Raw genomic sequence first — 16,799 nt, forward strand, 5'->3', positions numbered from 1 at the left:
TCACCGCCTCTAGCGGGCGAGGGACACACCATGGGATTCAACTGCGGCATCGTCGGCCTGCCCAACGTCGGCAAGTCCACCCTGTTCAACGCCTTGACCAAGTCCGGGATCGCTGCCGAGAACTTTCCGTTCTGCACCATCGAACCCAACACCGGCATCGTGCCGATGCCCGACGCGCGCCTCGCGGCCCTGGCGGAGATCGTCAAGCCCGAGCGCGTCCTGCCGACCACCATGGAGTTCGTCGACATTGCCGGACTGGTCGCCGGTGCCTCCAAGGGCGAAGGCCTGGGTAACAAGTTCCTCGCCAACATCCGCGAGACCGATGCGATCGCCCACGTGGTGCGCTGCTTCGAGGACGACAACGTGATTCACGTGTCCAACAGCGTTGACCCCAAGCGCGACATCGAGATAATTGATCTCGAACTGATCTTCGCCGACCTCGACAGCTGCGAAAAGCAGCTGCAGAAAGTCACCCGCAACGCCAAGGGCGGCGACAAGGAAGCCGTGGCGCAAAAGGCCCTGCTGGAGCGACTGATCGCCCACTTCACCGAGGCCAAGCCGGCCCGCACCCTGCTGAAAACCATGGGCGACGACGAGAAGCAACTGGTGCGCGGTTTCCACCTGCTGACCAGCAAGCCGGTGATGTACATCGCCAACGTCGCCGAGGACGGCTTCGACAACAACCCGCTGCTCGACATCGTCAACCAGATCGCCGCGGCCGAAGGCGCCCCCGTGGTTCCGGTGTGCAACAAGATCGAGGCGGAAATCGCCGAACTCGACGACGGCGAAGAGAAGGACATGTTCCTCGAAGCGCTCGGCCTCGAAGAGCCTGGCCTGAACCGCGTGATCCGCGCCGGTTACCAGTTGCTCAACCTGCAGACCTACTTTACCGCCGGGGTCAAGGAAGTCCGCGCCTGGACCGTCCGCGTCGGCGCCACCGCGCCGCAGGCCGCCGCTGTGATCCACACCGACTTCGAGAAAGGCTTCATCCGCGCCGAAGTCATCGCCTATGACGACTTCATCCAGTACAAGGGCGAAGCCGGGGCCAAGGAAGCCGGCAAGTGGCGCCTGGAAGGCAAGGACTACATCGTCAAGGATGGCGACGTGATGCACTTCCGCTTCAACGTCTAAACAGGACATCGGATTTCGGCGTATTTTACCGGACACAAAACCCCGCATTGTCTTGTACTTGCGGGGTTTTTTGTTCCTCCTATATCCATCTCCGTCCATTGCCAGCCGGGTACTTACCGGGCACGGTACAGGGTATGAAGCCAAAGCCGGGTATCAAAAAACCGGGTATGTTTCGAATCAGGAGAACAGGCCATGCTGACCGATACCCAATGCCGTACCGCCAAGCCAAAGGATAAGCCCTACAAGCTCACAGACGGCAAAGGGCTGTATTTGGAGATCAAGCCAAACGGGGTGAAGGCCTGGCGCTACCGCTTCGAGTTGCGTCAAGGCGATGCCGCCAAGGAGAGCACCTTTGAGTTAGGCGACTACGCAATTGCCCCAAGCGGAGCGGCGACTGGCAGAGCTTCCTGAAAGCCAACAACCTGCTTGGCAGCATGAGTCGGCGTGGTAATTGCCACGACAATGCAGTGGCAGAGAGCTTCTTTCAGCTGCTCAAGCGCGAGAGAATCAAGCGAAAGACCTACAGCACACGACAGGACGCTCGGGCGGATGCTTTCGATTACATCGAGATGTTCTACAACCCGAAACGACGGCATGGTTTCAATAACCAGCTGTCACCGGTAGAGTTTGAGAAGCGACATTTACTGAGTTTGGAAAGTGTCTAGGGAATACGGGGCGATTCAGAGAATCTCTGCTTGCAACCGGGCCTCGAATCCCGGGGATTTCCATATCTATTGAATAGCGCTACTGGTACCGTTATGCAGCTTGCAAGATCAATCGGGCGTTCGGTAAGAAGGAGTCTTCAAGTGAATAGACACTCCATCACTTTCTTAGGTTTTACAGCTGCGTTGATTTTTGCCTCTTCCGCAGCGCTAGCTCAAACCACCTGTTCAGCAGACAGTTTCGGCAACACGACTTGCCGGGACAGTAGCGGCAACACAACGCGTGGCAGTACCGACTCGTTTGGCAACACAACCTGGCGAGATAGTAGCGGTAATACAACTCGGCAAAGTACCGATTCGTTCGGGAACACCACGTTGCGTGACAGCAATGGAAATACCACTCGCGGCAATACCGATTCTTTCGGCAACACAACTTGGCGTGATAGCAACGGTAACACCACTCGGCAGAGCACCGACTCGTTCGGAAATACCACCTTGCGCGATAGCAACGGCAATACCACTCGGTGCAGTGCCGATGCGTTTGGAAACACTACGTGTCGTTAGCATTTCATAAGCTATAAAATTATTTAATTCAAATAGTTGCGTGCATTTTTTGATCGCAAACGAATGCCCATCGCTTTGCGGTCGCCATAAATAATTTGGTCAAACGCAATTGCCGGGGGTTGCGGCGAAATTACGCTGATTAGATCACGCAAGACTAAATCTAAAAGCCGACGACCGACCTCCAAATACTGGCAACCTACATCTGCGGAGCTCCGAGTGGATTACGATCCAAGCTACACAGAAGATGAGCTCATCCGGTTTGTCCTAGAAAATGACATGAACATCTCGCTCTTGGCGCCAGGGCAAATCTCACGCGCTGTGGCCATAGCAGCCATCATTAGAAATCCAGACTCCATCAAATGGATTCCAAACAATTGCCGCTGCCGGTGGCCGCCGACAAGGCGATGACTTTCTGGTTATCCGGCGATACGCTCTTACGGGCACTCACCAGGGCATCGCGTAGTTTGGCCAACGCGTCTTTCTGAAAATCAAACAGCGTGACCTTTATGCCCGCGCTCCCTGTGTGCCAGCCTGACCGGCAGCGCGGTCCTGGTTCTTGTTGATCATGAAATTGAGCAGGTAGTCGCGGCAAAGCTGCATCACCTGCAAGCCAGGGTTAACCGCCCAAGAGAGCCCTTACGCAGGCAGTGAGCTACCTCTGGCATCCAGCACGGCGCAGGCGCTCGACATCGTCAGTGGTTATCCTGGCATCCAGCTCCACCAGCAGCTCACCGGCCCTGACCTGCTGGCCGTCCTGCACGTGGATAGTCTTGGCCACCGCCACTTCGCTGGGCTGGGCTGGATGACCTTGCTCTTGCAGCTGGGGACAATCTTGCCGCTGGATGAGGCGCGGTGCCGGATGCACCGGCTGCTCCTGCAGCGCCAAGGCCTGCCCCGCTCAGGCAACCCTGGCCAGTTGCTCGCGCGCCCGGGCCAGGCCCTGTTCCAGCGCCTCCGCGCCCAGATTGAGGCCCTCGGCGTGCACGAACTGCACCTGATGAATACCGATGAAGCCCAGCGCCTGGCGCAGGTAGGGCTCCTGGTGATCCAGCGTGCTGCCGGCATAGATGCCGCCACGGGCCGTCAGCACGAAGGCGCGCTTGCCGGTGAGCAGGCCTTGCGGGCCGGTTTCGGTGTATTTGAAGGTCAGCCCGGCACGCAGCACATGGTCCAGCCAGGCCTTGAGCGTGCTGGGGATGGCGAAGTTGTACATGGGCGCGGCCAGCACCAGCACATCGGCCGCCAGCAATTCCTCGGTCAGCCGGTTGGAGCGCTGCAGGGCTGCCTGCTCGGCGGGCGACTGTTGCTCGGCCGGTTTCAGCCAGCCGCCCAGCAAGTCTGCATCGAGGTGCGGAACCGGCTCGAGCGCCAGGTCACGCAGCTGCACCTGGTCGGCCGGGTGGGCCTGCTGCCATTGCGCGATGAACTGTTGCGTCAGTTCGCGGGAAACCGAACCTTGCTGACGGGCGCTGCTTTCGATAACCAGAATACGGGACATGGGTGTTACCTCCATCGGATGCCTGCGGTTGTGATGGAGCCAGACTAGAGATTGACAAATAGATTAAAAAGCGCAAATTTCTGCTTTAAACAATCTATTTAGCTGATATTTTACCGCCAAGGATTGTCCCTTGCCGGTCTGCGGAGAACGCCATGAAAGCCCCACGGGTAACCCTTGACCAATGGCGCACGCTGCAAGCGGTGGTCGACGAGGGCGGCTTTGCCCAGGCCGCCGAGGTGCTGCACCGCTCGCAATCCTCGGTGAGCTACGGCGTGGCGCGCCTGCAGGAGCAGCTGGGCATGCCGCTGCTGCGCATCGACGGGCGCAAGGCCGTGCTGACCGAGGAAGGCAGCGTGCTGCTGCGCCGCTCGCGCCAGCTGGTCAAGCAGGCGCGGCAGCTGGAAGAGCTGGCTCACCAGCTGGAGCAGGGCTGGGAGGCCGAGGTCCGCCTGGTGGTCGATGCCGCCTATCCGACGGCGCGTCTGATCCGCGCCCTCAGCGCCTTCATGCCGCAGAGCCGCGGCTGCCGGGTGCGCCTGCGCGAGGAAGTGCTGTCCGGGGTGGAGCAGGTATTTCTCGAAGGCGGGGCCGACCTGGCAATTACCGGCGCGACCCTGCAGGGTTACCTGGGCAGCGAACTGAACGAAGTCGAGTTCATTGCCGTGGCCCATCCGCAGCACGCCCTGCACCAGTTGCAGCGCGAACTGGGCTTCGAGGACCTGGAAAGCCAGCTGCAAGTGGTGATCCGCGACTCGGGTAGCGTGCAACCGCGCGATGTCGGCTGGCTCGGCGCGGAACAGCGCTGGACGGTCGGCAGCCTGGCCACCGCTGCCAGCTTCGTCAGCCGCGGCCTGGGTTTCGCCTGGCTGCCGCGCCACCTGATCGAGCGCGAGCTGCAGGAAGCCAGCCTGCAACCGCTGCGCCTGGGTGCCGGTGGCCTGCGCCGGCCGCGCTTCAACCTGTATGCCAGCAAGGAAAAGCCCCTGGGCCCGGCAACGCGGATTCTCATCGAGCTGATCAAGACCTATGATGGCGCGGCGCTCGACGCTCCGTTTGCCGCGCCCCTGCCACCCTCCAGCGAGGAATTTTGATGGCCTACTTCAGGAACGACGGTTGCCAGCTGCATTACGAAGAGTACGGCGTTGGCACCCCCGTCGTGCTGCTGCACGGGCTCGGCTCGAGCACCCGCGACTGGGAGAACCAGACATCCGCACTGGCCGCCCAGTATCAGGTGATCCTCTTCGACCTGCGCGGCCACGGGCGCTCCGACCGGCCGCGGGAGGACTACAGCATCGAGGGCTTCGCCGACGACGTGCTGGCCCTGCTCGATCATCTGCAGCTGCCCCAGGTGCATCTGGTCGGGATTTCCATGGGTGGCATGGTGGCCTTCCAGCTGGCGGTCGATCACCCGCAGCGGCTGCTCAGCCTGACCATCGTCAACAGCAGTCCCGAGGTCAAGGTCAACAGCCTGGCCAGCGCCATGCAGCTCGGCAAGCGCTGGCTGTTTTCGCGCCTGCTGAGCATGCAGAGCATCGGCAAGATGATCAGCCAGCTGCTGTTCCCCAAGCCCGGGCAGGCGGCCATGCGCGACCAGGTCGTCGAACGCTGGCGCTTGAATGACAAGCACGCCTATCTGGCCAGCCTGGATGCCATCATCGGCTGGGGCGTGCGCAAGCGCCTGCCAACGATCGCCTGCCCGGTGCTGGTGGTCGCTGCCGACCAGGACTACACCCCGGTAGCCCAGAAAGCGGCCTACGTTGCCGAACTGCACGACGCGCGGCTGCAAGTGATAGAAGATTCACGCCACGCCACCCCGATCGACCAGGCGCAACGCTTCAACGCTGTGCTGCTCGAATTTCTCGACAACATCCCGACCAAGGAACAATGACATGCTGAAGAAACTACTGATCGCCGCCAGCACCCTGCTGCTGGCCAGCCAGCTGATGGCTGCCGATGCCGTGAACAAGCGCCCGCACGTGCTGCTGACCACCAGCATGGGCGAAATCGAACTGGAACTGAAAGCCGACAAGGCGCCGATCAGCGTGGAAAACTTCCTCGCCTACGTCGACAGCGGCCACTACGACAACACCATTTTCCACCGGGTCATTCCCAACTTCATGATCCAGGGCGGCGGCTTTACCGCCGACATGGAACAGAAGGAAACCCGCGCGCCGATCAAGAACGAGGCCGACAACGGCCTGCTCAACCGCCGGGGCTCGGTGGCCATGGCGCGTACCGGCGTGGTGGACTCGGCAACCAGCCAGTTCTTCATCAACAGCCAGGACAACGACTTCCTCAACAACGGCGCGCGCGATTTCGGCTATGCCGTGTTCGCCAGCGTGGTCCGCGGGATGGACGTGGTCGACCGCATCTCCGACGTCAGCACCACCAGCAAAGCCGGGATGGGCGACGTGCCGATCAAGCCGGTAGTGCTGGTCAGCGCCAAGCGCCTGCCCTGACCCCAGCAACACTCTGGTGGGTTATGCCGCTGCGCGGCCAACCCACCCTGCGAGGGCCGGAGCAACCGCCTACTGCGGCATGCCGTATTTGCTCTTGAACTGTTTGATGGTGTCTGCCGGCAGCTTCTCTTCCTTGGCCAGCACGTAGATCACCCGCTCGCCGTTCGGCCCACCGCCGATATCGGTGTAACGAAAGGTCGGTTCGCCGATCTTGTTCATTTCAGTCATGTCGCCGGCGCGGCGGAACACGTAGATCACCTCGTCCTGGCGAATCTCGCCGTAGAACGGCCAGGCTGATGGCAGCGCTACCCGGTAGAACTGATAGGCGGCAACCTGCGCCAGCGGCTTGTCCTGCTCGCCGGCACCCAGCGCCAGCACCACCGACTGTCCCCAGCTGTCCTTTTCGCCCAGATCGCGCAGCACCGGCGCCTTGCCTGTATCGAGAAAGCCGCGGAACACGCTGTAGTCATCGAACAGATAGAGCTTGTCTGCGGTACGCACCTGGTACCAGTCTTCGTTGTTCGGCGCCGGGGCCTTGCTGGCGACAGGTTTGACTGTGCTGCACGCCGCAATGGCAACCAGCAGACAGGCAAGCGAAACGGGTTTGAGAAACGACATGGCAACTCCTGAGAGGGTGATTGGCCATGTCACTCTGCCCGGCCTGCGTTACAGCCAGATGACCCGCGGATGACCGGATGATGACGGCCCCCGGTTGCCGGCCGCAGGCTAGCGCGGCTGCTGCCGGACCAGGATCAAGCGGTCGGTGGCAAAGCCGCGTGCCGCCGCCTCTGCCTTGAAGCGCTCGATCAGTTCCGGGCTGACGGTTGGCGTGCGCGCCAGCAGCCAGAGGTAATCGGTGCTGTAGCCAGACACGAAGGCGTACTGGTAGTCCTGCTGGTCCAGGGCGAAGATGCCGTAGGCACCGTAGAACGGACCGAAGAACGAGACTTTCAGGTAGCCCTGGTCCGCCCCGCCCATCAGGTAGGCCTTGCCTTCGGCCTCCTTCCACTGCTGCTCCTCAGGCGAGTAGCCGCGGTTCAGCACACGGATGCCGCCATCTTCGCGCAGGCTGTAGTGGGCACTGACCTGCTCCAGGCCGCGCTCGAAGGAATGATCGAGCCGGGCTATTTCGTACCAGGTGCCCAGGTAGCGGTTGGCGTCGAAGGGCTGTACCGCGGTCACGCCCTCGGGCAGCCCGGTACAGGCGGTCAGCAACAGGGACAGCAGCAGAGTAAAGGCACGCATGGGGACATCTCCAGGACAGGCATGGCTGGGGAAGCGGTGTCCGACCGGATCGGCGCACAGCCACAGGGCCCCTACTGTAACGGCTGTTGAGCGCCAGCAGCAGCGCGAACTGTGCCTGACTCACGCGCACGCTGGCGGGAGGCGGCCGGCACATCGGTTTACCTGCACAGATCAATAAAATTCGTGCATTTCAGGTTAGTCTTGGCAAGACCCAAGCAAACGGAGTGACATGGTGATTCTGGCAGCCGACCTCGGAGGTACCCAGTCGCGCCTGTTGCTCGCCCGCCGCCAGAGCGACGGCTGGCAGGCACTGCGGCAGAGCACCTTGCGCAGCCAGGATTTCAGCAGTTTCGCCGAGTTGCTGGCAGCCTTCCTGCGCCCCGGAGAGCAGCCCGACAGTGCCTGCATCGCGGCGGCCGGCCCGCTCAGCAACGGCCGCCTGCAGCTGACCAACCTGCCCTGGCTGCTGGATGCCGCAGCCATCAGCCGCCAATACGCTATCCCCCGGGTGCGCCTGCTCAACGATTTCGCCGCCCAGGCCCACGCCCTGCGCCAGTTGCAACCGCAGCAGCGGTGCGCGCTGCAAGCCGGCACACCACAGGCGGACGGGGTCTGCGCCCTGCTCGGCGCCGGTACCGGGCTGGGCATGGCCCTGCTGGCGGGCAATCCGGCGCAGCCATTGGCACTGCCCAGCCAGGGCGGCCATGCAGACTTCGCCCCGCAGGACCAGCAGCAGATCGACTTGCTGCGCTACCTGCTGCCAACCCATGGCCGGGTCAGCCTCGAGTTGCTGCTCAGCGGCCAGGGCCTGAGCCGGCTCTACGCCTTCCTCGACGAGCGGCCAGTGACGGCAGCGGACTTGCCGGATGCCCAGGCCATCAGTCTAGCGGCGGCAGCCGGGGATAGCGTGGCCGAGCAGACCCTGCAGCTGTTTGCCCGCCTGCTCGGCGGCGCCGCAGGCAACCTGGCGCTGACCAGCCTGGCCTTTGGCGGAGTCTACTTGTCCGGCGGTATCGCGCCGAAAATGCTGCCTTACCTGCAGCAGGCCGAAGTCCGCGAGGCCTTCTGCAACCGGCCGCCGATGCGCGCACTGCTGGAACGCATTCCCCTCTACGTGGTACTGGACGAGTACCTCGGGCTGCAGGGCGCCGCCCAGGTTGCCGCCGGGCTGGATCGGGACAGCCAGCCATGAGGCAAAGCACCCCCAAAGCGCCGCGCCTGTCCTGGCAATATGCCCGCCTGATGGCGCCTTACTGGCACAGCGCGCGCAAATGGAAGGTACGCAGCGCCATCGCCATCCTGATTGCGCTGACGCTGTGCCAGGTCGGGCTGGCGATCTGGGCCAGCTACTGGCATCGCGGGCTGTTCGATGCACTCGAGGCGCGTTCGCTGGATGACCTGCTGATCCAGAGCGGCACCTTCGTGCTGATCCTCGCCCTGACCATGCTGGTCACCGCCCTGCACCTGCACGTCAAGCGCTGGCTGCAACTGGACTGGCGCAGCTGGCTGACCGAGATACTGCTCGACAACTGGTTGCAGCGCGGCCACCACTATCAGCTGCAGTACACCCCCGGCGAGCATGACAACCCGGACGGGCGGATTGCCGAAGATATTCGTATCGCCACCGAATCGGCCATCGGCCTGGTGCATTCGCTGCTCTACTCGCTGCTGATTCTGGGCAGCTTCATCGACATCCTGCAGAGTGTCTCCGGCAGCCTGAACATTCCCGGCACCGACATCCTGGTGCCCGGCTACCTGGTCATCCTGGCCTTTCTCTACGCCGGTGCCGGCACCGTGCTCGGCCTGCTGCTCGGACGGCCGCTGACCCGCGCGACCAACTGGCTGCAGACCGTCGAGGCCAACCTGCGCTTCGGTCTGGCGCGCGCCCGCGAAAACTCCGAACCGATTGCCCTGATGCGTGGCGAAGTGATCGAGCACCACCACGCCAGCAGCCTGTTCCGCGACGTCGGGCGCGGCTGGAACCGGCAGACCCTGGGCTACATGGGCATCGTGACGTTCTCCGCCGGCTATGGCGTGTTGCTGCCGGTGTTTCCGATCCTGGTGGCCGCCCCGCAATACATTGCCGGCGCCATGACCCTCGGCGTGCTGATGCAGGCGGCGCAGGCCTTCCAGCGCCTGACCTCGGCGCTGTCCTGGCCGATCGACAACCTCGGCGAACTGGCCAAGTGCCGGGCTTCGTTCGACCGCGTGGCAACCCTCTACCGCGACATGCTGCAACTGGAGGAACTGGCCAACCAGCCGATCGAGCACCGCATCGTGCTGCAACATGGCCGCGCCAGTGAACTGGTGCTCAAGGACCTGTGCCTGGCCACGCCGGATGGGGAAGTGCTGGTGGAGAACCTCAACGTCACCATCCGGCGCGGCGAACGGATCCTGATCACCGGCGACCCGGCCGTCACCATCAGCCTGTTCAAGGCGGTGGCCGGGCTCTGGCCGTGGGGCAACGGGGCAATCCTGCTACCGGACGATGTCAGCATCATGTTCCTGCCACAGCGACCGTTCCTCCCCGACGGCACGCTGCGCAACGCACTGACCTACCCGCGTGCCAGCAGCCACTACAGCACTTCGGCGATTCATCATGCCCTCGAATGCGCCGGCGTGGCCTGGCTGTCCCCGCGCCTGGAGGAAAGCGACAAATGGGATCGCAACCTGCCGCTGCGTGCCCAGCAGCGCCTGGGGATAGCCCGCTTGTTCCTGCACAGCCCGGCCTGGGTGTTCATCGAGGAGGCCACCGATGCCTTCGACCCCAAGGGCGAGGACTGCATGCTGGAGATGATGCACCGCGAACTGCCCAACACCACGCAGCTGACCATCAGCTTCCACAGCGACCTGGACCACCACTACTCGCGCAAGCTGATCCTCAACCGGCAGACCGAACCGCGCATCCTCGCCTGCGCCACCGACCGCTGCCAGCTACGCAAACAGTGACGGCAGCCAGCCGCGCTCGACACTCTCGCGGAAACACCAGGCCGGCGTGGTTTCGGTCTTGTAGTTCCAGAAGAACCAGCCCTGGTACTTCTCGAAGGTGGCCAGCTGGGCGGCGGCATAACCGCGATAGGCGACGTTCTGCTGGAATTTGTCCATCGCCTCCATGGCGTGGTTGAACGGCCCCTGCGCCCACAGCGACACCACCTTCAGGTCCAGCCCCAGGCTCCACTCGCCGCAGAAGGCCGGCAGGCCGAGTTCGTTGATGATCGCATCGGCCTCGGTCTTCCACTCACCGGCGGCCTTGCGCAGGTGGCCATAGATATCCATGTCGATATCGCCGCGCTCGAAGCACTGGTAGCGGTGAATGTCGAACATCACGTTCTGGTACTGCGGCGCCTGCATGAAGCCCAGGTACTCGCGGAAATCGCGGAAGCCGTCATGGAACACCACCGCCACGCTCTGCGCCGGGCAATGCTTGCGGATCCGTGCATAGGCTTCCAGGTAATAGGCCTTGAGATAGTCGGTGGGCACATCCCAGCGCGGCTCATTCAAGGCCTCGATGGCGTGCAGCGCCGGATGCCCGGCATAGCGCTCGGCCAGCCGCTCCAGCACCGACAGTGAATGCTCCAGGTACTCGGGGCGAGTATGCCATTCACAGACATCCTTGATCCCGCCATTGTCGAAGCCGTTCTGGCAGCCCGGCGCAGCGTGCAGGTCGAGCACCACGTGGAGGCCGAACTCCTGGGCCCAGGCCATGGCCTGGTCGAGCACCTCGATGCCGCCCTCGACAAACGGATAGCGCGCGCTGCCGTAACTGGGGTGCCAGGGATAATCCGCACCGAAGATCCAGTGCCCCAGCGGGATGCGCACGGCATTGATCCCGCGCTGCGCCAGCCAGGCAAAGTCGTCGCGGTTGATCCAGCGCTGCCAGTGCGCGCGCAGCCGCTCACCGGCCTGCGCACCGAGCTCGGCGCACCAGGTGGTTTCATCGGTGGCCGCCAGGCCTTCGAACAGGCTGGGCACCATCCACTTCTCCAGCACCAGCCAGCTGCCCAGATTGACCCCACGCAGTTTCGTACTTGCCGCAGCCATGACACTACTCTCCCCGGGAAACCACTCAACGAATGCCCAGAAGCATAGTGCCGCCCGGAGAGCCTGCATTGACGCATGGCAAGCTTGCTGCAGGCAGCTGCCGGATCGGGCGCGGAGCAGCAGGAAAGCTCAGCGCGTAATTGCTGGATAACGCCTGATAGTCAGCGGATTTCCAATCCGGCACCAATCCGCACCTATAACCCCACGCTGAACCATAAAAAACGCCCCGAAGATCGGGGCGTCGTTTTGCGACTCGCGGGTTAGTCGGCAGACTGCAGCACCGGACCATCACCTTCCTTGACCCGGTACCAGGCGGCATACAGCGCCGGCAGCACCAGCAGGGTCAGCACGGTGGCGACGATCAGGCCACCCATGATCGCCACCGCCATCGGCCCGAAGAACACACTGCGCACCAGCGGCACCATCGCCAGCACGGCGGCCAGCGCGGTCAGCACGATCGGCCGGAAGCGGCGCACCGTGGCATCGATGATCGCCTGCCGGCGCGGCGAGCCAGCCGCGACATCCTTCTCGATCTGGTCGATCAGGATCACCGAGTTGCGCATGATCATGCCGGACAGCGCGATGGTGCCGAGCATGGCGACAAAGCCGAAGGGTTGCTGGAACACCAGCAGGAACAGGACCACGCCGATCAGGCCGAAAGGCGCGCTGAGGAACACCATGGCCGACAGCGAGAAACTGCGCAGTTGCAGCATCAGCAAGGTCAGCACCACCACCAGGAACAACGGAATCCCGGCATTCACCGATGTCTGCCCATCGGCGGAATCCTCCACCGTGCCACCCACTTCGAGACGGTAGCCGTCCGGCATTTCGGACTCGATGCCCGCCAGGGTCGGCATGATCTGTGCGGTCACCGGTGCGGGCAGGCTGCCATCGTAGATATCCGCACGCACGGTTACCGTCGGCAAGCGGTCGCGGCGCCAGATAATGCCCTCTTCAAAGCCGTACTCGAGGGTGGCCACCTGCGACAGCGCGACACTCTTGCCGCTGTCCGTCTGCACGGTCAGGCTCGGCAGTTGCGAGAGCAGGCCGCGCTCGCTGGAGGTCCCGCGCAGGAGCACTTCGATCAACTCGTTGCCCTCGCGATAGGTGCTCACGGTCATCCCGCTCAGCAGGCTTTGCATCGCCTGCGACACATCCGCCGTGGAAACCCCGAGCACCCGGGCGCGATCCTGATCGATCTGCAGGCGCACCACCTTGCTCGGCTCTTCCCAGTTCAGGTGGACGTTCACCACGTGCGGGTTTTCCCGCACCTTGTCGGCGACCTTGCGGGCCAGCTGGCGGACCTGGTCGATATGCTCGCCCGACAGGCGCAACTGGATCGGATAACCGACCGGCGGACCATTTTCCAGACGTGAGACGCGCGAGCGTACGGCAGGGAACTGCTCGTCCAGTACTTCAATCAGCCAGTTGCGGATCTTTTCGCGTTCCTTGGCCGACTTGGTTAGCACCACGAACTGGGCAAAACTGGGTGCCGGCATCTGCTGGTCGAGCGGCAGGTAGAAGCGTGGCGCGCCCGAGCCGATATAAGCCACATAGTTCTCGATGCCGGGCTGGCTCTGGATCAGTTTCTCCAGGCGCGCCGCCTCGCTCTCGGTGGCCTTGAGCGACGAGCCCTCGGCCAGCTTCAGGTCGACCATCAGTTCGTAGCGGCCGGAGGCCGGGAAGAACTGCACCGGGATGTACTTGAACAGCACCAGCGACACCAGGAAAGCCGCCACCGTCAACAGCAGCACCCGTTTGCGGTTGTCCACACACCAGAACAGCACGCTCCGGAAACGCGTGTAAAAGGGCTTGTCATAAGGGTCATGGGCCTTTTCGCCGGCACGCAGCTTGGCCGCCGTTGGCAGCAGGCGATAGCCGAGGTAGGGCACGAACACCACCGCGGCGAACCAGGAAACCACCAGGGCAATGGTGACCACCGAGAAGATCGAGCCGGTGTATTCACCGGTGCCGGACTTTGCCGTGGCAATCGGCAAAAAGCCCGCCGCGGTGATCAGCGTGCCGGTCAGCATCGGGAACGCGGTGTTGCTCCAGGCAAAGCCGGCGGCCTTGATGCGGTCGAAGCCCTGCTCCATTTTCACCGCCATCATCTCCACCGCGATGATCGCATCGTCGACCAGCAGCCCGAGCGCCAGAATCAGCGCGCCGAGGGAAATCTTGTGCAGGCCGACATCGAAGTAGTACATCAGGCTGAAGGTCATCGCCAGCACGATGGGAATCGACAATGCGACCACCAGGCCGCTGCGCGCGCCCAGGGAGAAGAAGCTCACCAACAGCACGATGGCCAGGGCTTCAGCGAGCGCCCGCAGGAACTCGCCGACCCCGCGCTTGACCGCCACCGGCTGATCGGAAACCTTGCTCAGCTGCATGCCCAGCGGCAGGGTCTCCTGCAGGCGGGCGAACTCCTTGTCGAGTGCCGCGCCAAGCACCAGGATGTCACCACCAGCCTTCATCGACACCGCCAGGCCAATCGCATTCTCGCCCATGAAGCGCATCCGCGGTGCCGGTGGATCATTGAACGAGCGCCGCACATCGGCCACATCGCTGATGCGGAAAGTCCGGTCGCCGATCCGCAGCGGGAAGTTGCGAATCTCGTCCACCGAGTCGAAGCGGCCACTGACCCGCAACTGCACCCGCTCCTGGGTGGTCTCAAAGAAACCGGCAGGGGCCACGGTGTTCTGCTGGTTCAGCGCCTGCTGCACCGCCTCCAGCGGCAGCCCCAGATTGGCGGCCTTGGCGTTGGACAGCTCGATCCAGATTTTCTCGTCCTGCAGGCCAAGCAGCTCGATGCGCCCGACATCCTTGACCCTCTGCAGCTGCAATTGCAGGCGGTCGGCATAATCCTTGAGCACCGCGTAGTCATAGCCTTCGCCGGTCAGCGCGTAGATATTGCCGTAGACCGTACCAAACTCGTCATTGAAGAACGGGCCGAGCACGCCCTGCGGCAGGGTGTGGCGAATATCGCTGATCTTCTTCCGCACCTGGTACCAGGCAACCTCGTTTTCCGCAGGCTTGAGATACTCCTGGGTCAGGAAGGTCACCTGCGATTCACCTGGCCGCGAGTAGGAAACGATCTCCTTGAACTCGCCGGCTTCCATCAGCTTCTTTTCGATGCGGTCGGTCACCTGCAGCGCGACCTCTTCCGCGCTGGCGCCCGGCCAGATGGTGCGGATCATCATGGCGTGCCATGAGATCGGCGGGTCTTCGGCCTGCGACAGCTTGGTGTAGGCAATCGCACCGGCGACACTGCACAGGAGGATCAGGTACAGCACGACCTGGCGGTTCTTTACCGCCCAGATGGAAAGGTTGAAATTCATCCAGCCCTACTCCTTGCCTGCCAGTGTGACCGGACGGTTGTCGCGGTCGACGGTGCGCACCTTGACGCCTTCCTTGAGCACCTGCACCCCGGCAGACACCACCCAGTCAGTGGCCTTCAGGCCTGCCAGGATGGGAACCTGCTCTTCGCCATAGGCACCGGCCTGCACTGCGACCCGCTGCAGGGTCGCGGATGCCGGATCGACGACCCAGACATAGGTCTTGCCGGCATCCGCGGTGAGTGCCGAAAGGGGTACCGACAGCGGTATGTCACCGGCCTGGCTGACAAACACCTGGGCACTCTGGCCCAGCTCGACGGGGGCCTCGGTGTCTTCAACAATGGTCACCCGGGCCGCGTAGGTACGCGATTGCGGATCGGCTGCCGGGGAGATTTCGCGCAGTTTTCCGGCGAAAAAAGTCCCGGGCCGCGACCACAGTTCGATGCGCACACCCTGACCAGCACTGAACTGGCCGATGCTGCCTTCCGGCAGACTGATGACGATTTCACGCTCGCCATCGGCCGCCAGATTGAAAACAGTCTGCCCCGCCGCCACCACCTGCCCGACTTCCAGCATGCGCCGGGAAATCACGCCATCGCGGGGCGCGCGCAGAACGGCGTAGCCGGCCTGGTTGCGGCTGACATCGTATTCGGCCTTGGCCTGCTTCAACCTGGCCTCACCCGCCTGATAGAGATTTTCCGCATTGTCGTACTGCGAGCGACTGACCAGTTGCCGCGCGAACAGCTGCTTGTAGCGATCGCGCTCGGCGCGCACCAGCGCGAGGTTGGCCTCTGCCGCCGCCACTTGGGCGCGCATGGCGCCCAGCTGCAGCTGCACATCCTTCGGATCCAGCTCGGCCAGCACCTGGCCCTTCTTGACTTGATCTCCGCTGTCCACCAGGCGTTTGGTCACTTCACCGCCAATGCGAAAGGCCAGGTCCGGCTCAAAGCGCGCACGCACTTCGCCAGGATAGGCTTCCAGTTGCGCCAGCGCTGGCTGCGGGTTGACCACCATCACCGGGCGCGGGCGCTGGGTGTCGGCCTGATCATTGCCGCAACCCGCCAGCAGGACAGCAAGACCGAGCGGAAAAACCAGGAACAGGACGCGTCGTAACATGGCGAATGACCTTAGCAAGCAAGGGGGGGGTTCATATTATTGAACTGCAGAGTATAGTAATGACACCCTTGTGCCCAGTCCAGCATTTGTAAATGAACCTCTCAGACCCCGCCGCACCGTCGAGCCCCGGACGCCCGAAAGATCCGGCCAAGCGCCAGGCCATCCTGGACGCCGCCAAACGCCTGTTCCTGCACAAGGGCTATGACGGCAGCAGCATGGACGCGATTGCGGCGGAAGCCGGGGTCTCCAAACTGACGGTGTACAGCCACTTCACTGACAAGGAGACGCTGTTTTCCGCCGCGGTAAAGTCGAAGTGCGAAGAGCAGCTGCCACAACCCTTCTTCGAGCCATCCAGCGAGACCTCGATCGAAAGCGCACTGCTGAATATCGGTCGCGGTTTTCACAGCCTGGTCAACAGCAGCGAGTCGATCGAGCTGCACCGGGTGATGGTGGCGCAGGCCAATGCCAACCCCAAGCTGTCGCAGCTGTTCATGGATGCCGGCCCGCAGCGCGTGATGCGCGAGATGGAGCGCCTGCTGCTGCAGGCCGATCAGAATGGCCAGCTGCGGGTTCCCGACCCGACGCGCGCCGCCGGGCACTTCTTCTGCATGATCAAGGGCACCAACAACCTGCTCCTGCTGCTCGGTTGCAGCCCGGAACTTGCCGATGACGCCGAAGTCGCGGCACATGTGCAGGACGTGGTGGAGGTGTTCATGCGCGCCTACCGGGCTCAACCGGGGTAAAGCGC

The 16,799-nt window shown here is 63.0% G+C and carries 15 protein-coding genes and 2 pseudogenes; 9 read left to right on the forward strand and 8 right to left on the reverse strand.

Annotation, left to right across the window (positions count from 1 at the left end; genetic code table 11):
- The first annotated feature begins 30 nt into the window (after positions 1–30).
- The 3 genes and pseudogenes from ychF to ISX93_RS11010 form a co-directional block, all read left to right on the forward strand.
- Positions 31–1,131 (forward strand): redox-regulated ATPase YchF, encoded by a 1,101-nt coding sequence (ychF, locus tag ISX93_RS11000; RefSeq protein WP_195778770.1) that lies wholly within the window; start codon positions 31–33, stop codon positions 1,129–1,131.
- 192 nt (positions 1,132–1,323) lie between these two features.
- Positions 1,324–1,500: pseudogene (locus ISX93_RS17135) on the forward strand (Arm DNA-binding domain-containing protein); the annotation flags it as partial.
- Positions 1,501–1,517: 17 nt separating this feature from the next.
- A pseudogene (locus ISX93_RS11010) lies at positions 1,518–1,796 on the forward strand (IS3 family transposase); the annotation flags it as partial.
- A 916-nt stretch (positions 1,797–2,712) separates the two neighbouring features.
- On the opposite strand, the gene ISX93_RS11015 reads toward ISX93_RS11010, so the two are convergent.
- From ISX93_RS11015 to ISX93_RS11025, 3 genes are read right to left on the reverse strand one after another with little or no spacing between them, the layout of a single operon-like run.
- A complete protein-coding gene (locus ISX93_RS11015; RefSeq protein ID WP_195778772.1) occupies positions 2,713–2,949 on the reverse strand; it encodes a hypothetical protein in 237 nt (78 codons plus the stop codon).
- Positions 2,950–3,009: 60 nt separating this feature from the next.
- Positions 3,010–3,222: a biotin/lipoyl-binding protein gene (locus ISX93_RS11020; protein WP_229732160.1), complete on the reverse strand. Its 213-nt coding sequence runs from the start codon at positions 3,220–3,222 to the stop codon at positions 3,010–3,012.
- A 33-nt stretch (positions 3,223–3,255) separates the two neighbouring features.
- A complete protein-coding gene (locus ISX93_RS11025; protein WP_195778773.1) occupies positions 3,256–3,855 on the reverse strand; it encodes an FMN-dependent NADH-azoreductase in 600 nt (199 codons plus the stop codon).
- Between the two features lie 152 nt (positions 3,856–4,007).
- On the opposite strand from ISX93_RS11025, the gene ISX93_RS11030 reads away from it, so the two are divergent.
- The 3 genes from ISX93_RS11030 to ISX93_RS11040 are packed head-to-tail and all read left to right on the forward strand — an operon-like array spanning position 4,008 to position 6,314.
- On the forward strand, positions 4,008–4,946 hold the full coding sequence (locus ISX93_RS11030; protein ID WP_195778774.1) for a LysR family transcriptional regulator: 939 nt from the start codon (positions 4,008–4,010) through the stop codon (positions 4,944–4,946).
- Positions 4,946–5,743, forward strand: a complete 798-nt coding sequence (locus ISX93_RS11035; RefSeq protein ID WP_195778775.1) for an alpha/beta fold hydrolase — start codon at positions 4,946–4,948, stop codon at positions 5,741–5,743. Before ISX93_RS11030 ends, ISX93_RS11035 begins: the two co-directional genes overlap by 1 nt.
- 1 nt (position 5,744) lies before the next feature.
- Positions 5,745–6,314, forward strand: a complete 570-nt coding sequence (locus tag ISX93_RS11040; protein ID WP_195778776.1) for a peptidylprolyl isomerase — start codon at positions 5,745–5,747, stop codon at positions 6,312–6,314.
- 69 nt (positions 6,315–6,383) lie between these two features.
- On the opposite strand, the gene ISX93_RS11045 is transcribed toward ISX93_RS11040, so the two are convergent.
- Positions 6,384–6,932: a hypothetical protein gene (locus ISX93_RS11045; protein WP_195778777.1), complete on the reverse strand. Its 549-nt coding sequence runs from the start codon at positions 6,930–6,932 to the stop codon at positions 6,384–6,386.
- A 108-nt stretch (positions 6,933–7,040) separates the two neighbouring features.
- A complete protein-coding gene (locus ISX93_RS11050) occupies positions 7,041–7,559 on the reverse strand; it encodes a lipocalin family protein (protein WP_195778778.1) in 519 nt (172 codons plus the stop codon).
- 229 nt (positions 7,560–7,788) lie between these two features.
- Here ISX93_RS11050 and glk point away from each other — a divergent pair, with 229 nt between their 5' ends.
- Positions 7,789–8,751 carry a glucokinase gene (gene glk, locus ISX93_RS11055; protein WP_195778779.1) on the forward strand — a complete coding sequence of 321 codons (963 nt, stop codon included), beginning with the start codon at positions 7,789–7,791 and terminating at the stop codon, positions 8,749–8,751.
- Positions 8,748–10,508 carry an ABC transporter ATP-binding protein/permease gene (locus ISX93_RS11060; protein WP_195778780.1) on the forward strand — a complete coding sequence of 587 codons (1,761 nt, stop codon included), beginning with the start codon at positions 8,748–8,750 and terminating at the stop codon, positions 10,506–10,508. The genes glk and ISX93_RS11060 overlap by 4 nt, the downstream gene beginning before the upstream one ends.
- Here the strand turns inward: ISX93_RS11060 and ISX93_RS11065 are convergent.
- From ISX93_RS11065 to ISX93_RS11075, 3 genes are all read right to left on the reverse strand, one after another.
- Complete coding sequence (locus ISX93_RS11065) at positions 10,494–11,600, reverse strand: glycoside hydrolase family 5 protein (RefSeq protein WP_195778781.1); 1,107 nt, start codon at positions 11,598–11,600, stop codon at positions 10,494–10,496. The genes ISX93_RS11060 and ISX93_RS11065 overlap by 15 nt on opposite strands.
- A gap of 260 nt (positions 11,601–11,860) precedes the next feature.
- A complete protein-coding gene (locus ISX93_RS11070; RefSeq protein WP_195778782.1) occupies positions 11,861–14,938 on the reverse strand; it encodes an efflux RND transporter permease subunit in 3,078 nt (1,025 codons plus the stop codon).
- A 6-nt stretch (positions 14,939–14,944) separates the two neighbouring features.
- The gene (locus ISX93_RS11075) at positions 14,945–16,051 is read right to left on the reverse strand and encodes an efflux RND transporter periplasmic adaptor subunit (RefSeq protein ID WP_195778783.1); all 1,107 of its coding nucleotides are present in this window, start codon (positions 16,049–16,051) and stop codon (positions 14,945–14,947) included.
- Between the two features lie 92 nt (positions 16,052–16,143).
- Here ISX93_RS11075 and ISX93_RS11080 point away from each other — a divergent pair, with 92 nt between their 5' ends.
- Positions 16,144–16,794 (forward strand): TetR/AcrR family transcriptional regulator, encoded by a 651-nt coding sequence (locus tag ISX93_RS11080; protein WP_195778784.1) that lies wholly within the window; start codon positions 16,144–16,146, stop codon positions 16,792–16,794.
- The last annotated feature ends 5 nt before the right edge of the window (positions 16,795–16,799 follow it).

Origin of the sequence: Pseudomonas sp. N040 (assembly GCF_015637705.1) — a bacterium.
Lineage (GTDB): Bacteria > Pseudomonadota > Gammaproteobacteria > Pseudomonadales > Pseudomonadaceae > Aquipseudomonas.

Excerpts from the sequence above, each read along its gene's own strand:
- ychF (WP_195778770.1), top strand. The coding sequence starts at position 31 with ATGGGATTCAACTGCGGCATCGTCGGCCTGCCCAACGTCGGCAAGTCC.
- ISX93_RS11025 (WP_195778773.1), bottom strand. The coding sequence starts at position 3,855 with ATGTCCCGTATTCTGGTTATCGAAAGCAGCGCCCGTCAGCAAGGTTCG.
- ISX93_RS11030 (WP_195778774.1), top strand. The coding sequence starts at position 4,008 with ATGAAAGCCCCACGGGTAACCCTTGACCAATGGCGCACGCTGCAAGCG.
- ISX93_RS11035 (WP_195778775.1), top strand. The coding sequence starts at position 4,946 with ATGGCCTACTTCAGGAACGACGGTTGCCAGCTGCATTACGAAGAGTAC.
- ISX93_RS11040 (WP_195778776.1), top strand. The coding sequence starts at position 5,745 with ATGCTGAAGAAACTACTGATCGCCGCCAGCACCCTGCTGCTGGCCAGC.
- ISX93_RS11045 (WP_195778777.1), bottom strand. The coding sequence starts at position 6,932 with ATGTCGTTTCTCAAACCCGTTTCGCTTGCCTGTCTGCTGGTTGCCATT.
- ISX93_RS11050 (WP_195778778.1), bottom strand. The coding sequence starts at position 7,559 with ATGCGTGCCTTTACTCTGCTGCTGTCCCTGTTGCTGACCGCCTGTACC.
- glk (WP_195778779.1), top strand. The coding sequence starts at position 7,789 with ATGGTGATTCTGGCAGCCGACCTCGGAGGTACCCAGTCGCGCCTGTTG.
- ISX93_RS11060 (WP_195778780.1), top strand. The coding sequence starts at position 8,748 with ATGAGGCAAAGCACCCCCAAAGCGCCGCGCCTGTCCTGGCAATATGCC.
- ISX93_RS11065 (WP_195778781.1), bottom strand. The coding sequence starts at position 11,600 with ATGGCTGCGGCAAGTACGAAACTGCGTGGGGTCAATCTGGGCAGCTGG.
- ISX93_RS11070 (WP_195778782.1), bottom strand. The coding sequence starts at position 14,938 with ATGAATTTCAACCTTTCCATCTGGGCGGTAAAGAACCGCCAGGTCGTG.
- ISX93_RS11075 (WP_195778783.1), bottom strand. The coding sequence starts at position 16,051 with ATGTTACGACGCGTCCTGTTCCTGGTTTTTCCGCTCGGTCTTGCTGTC.
- ISX93_RS11080 (WP_195778784.1), top strand. The coding sequence starts at position 16,144 with ATGAACCTCTCAGACCCCGCCGCACCGTCGAGCCCCGGACGCCCGAAA.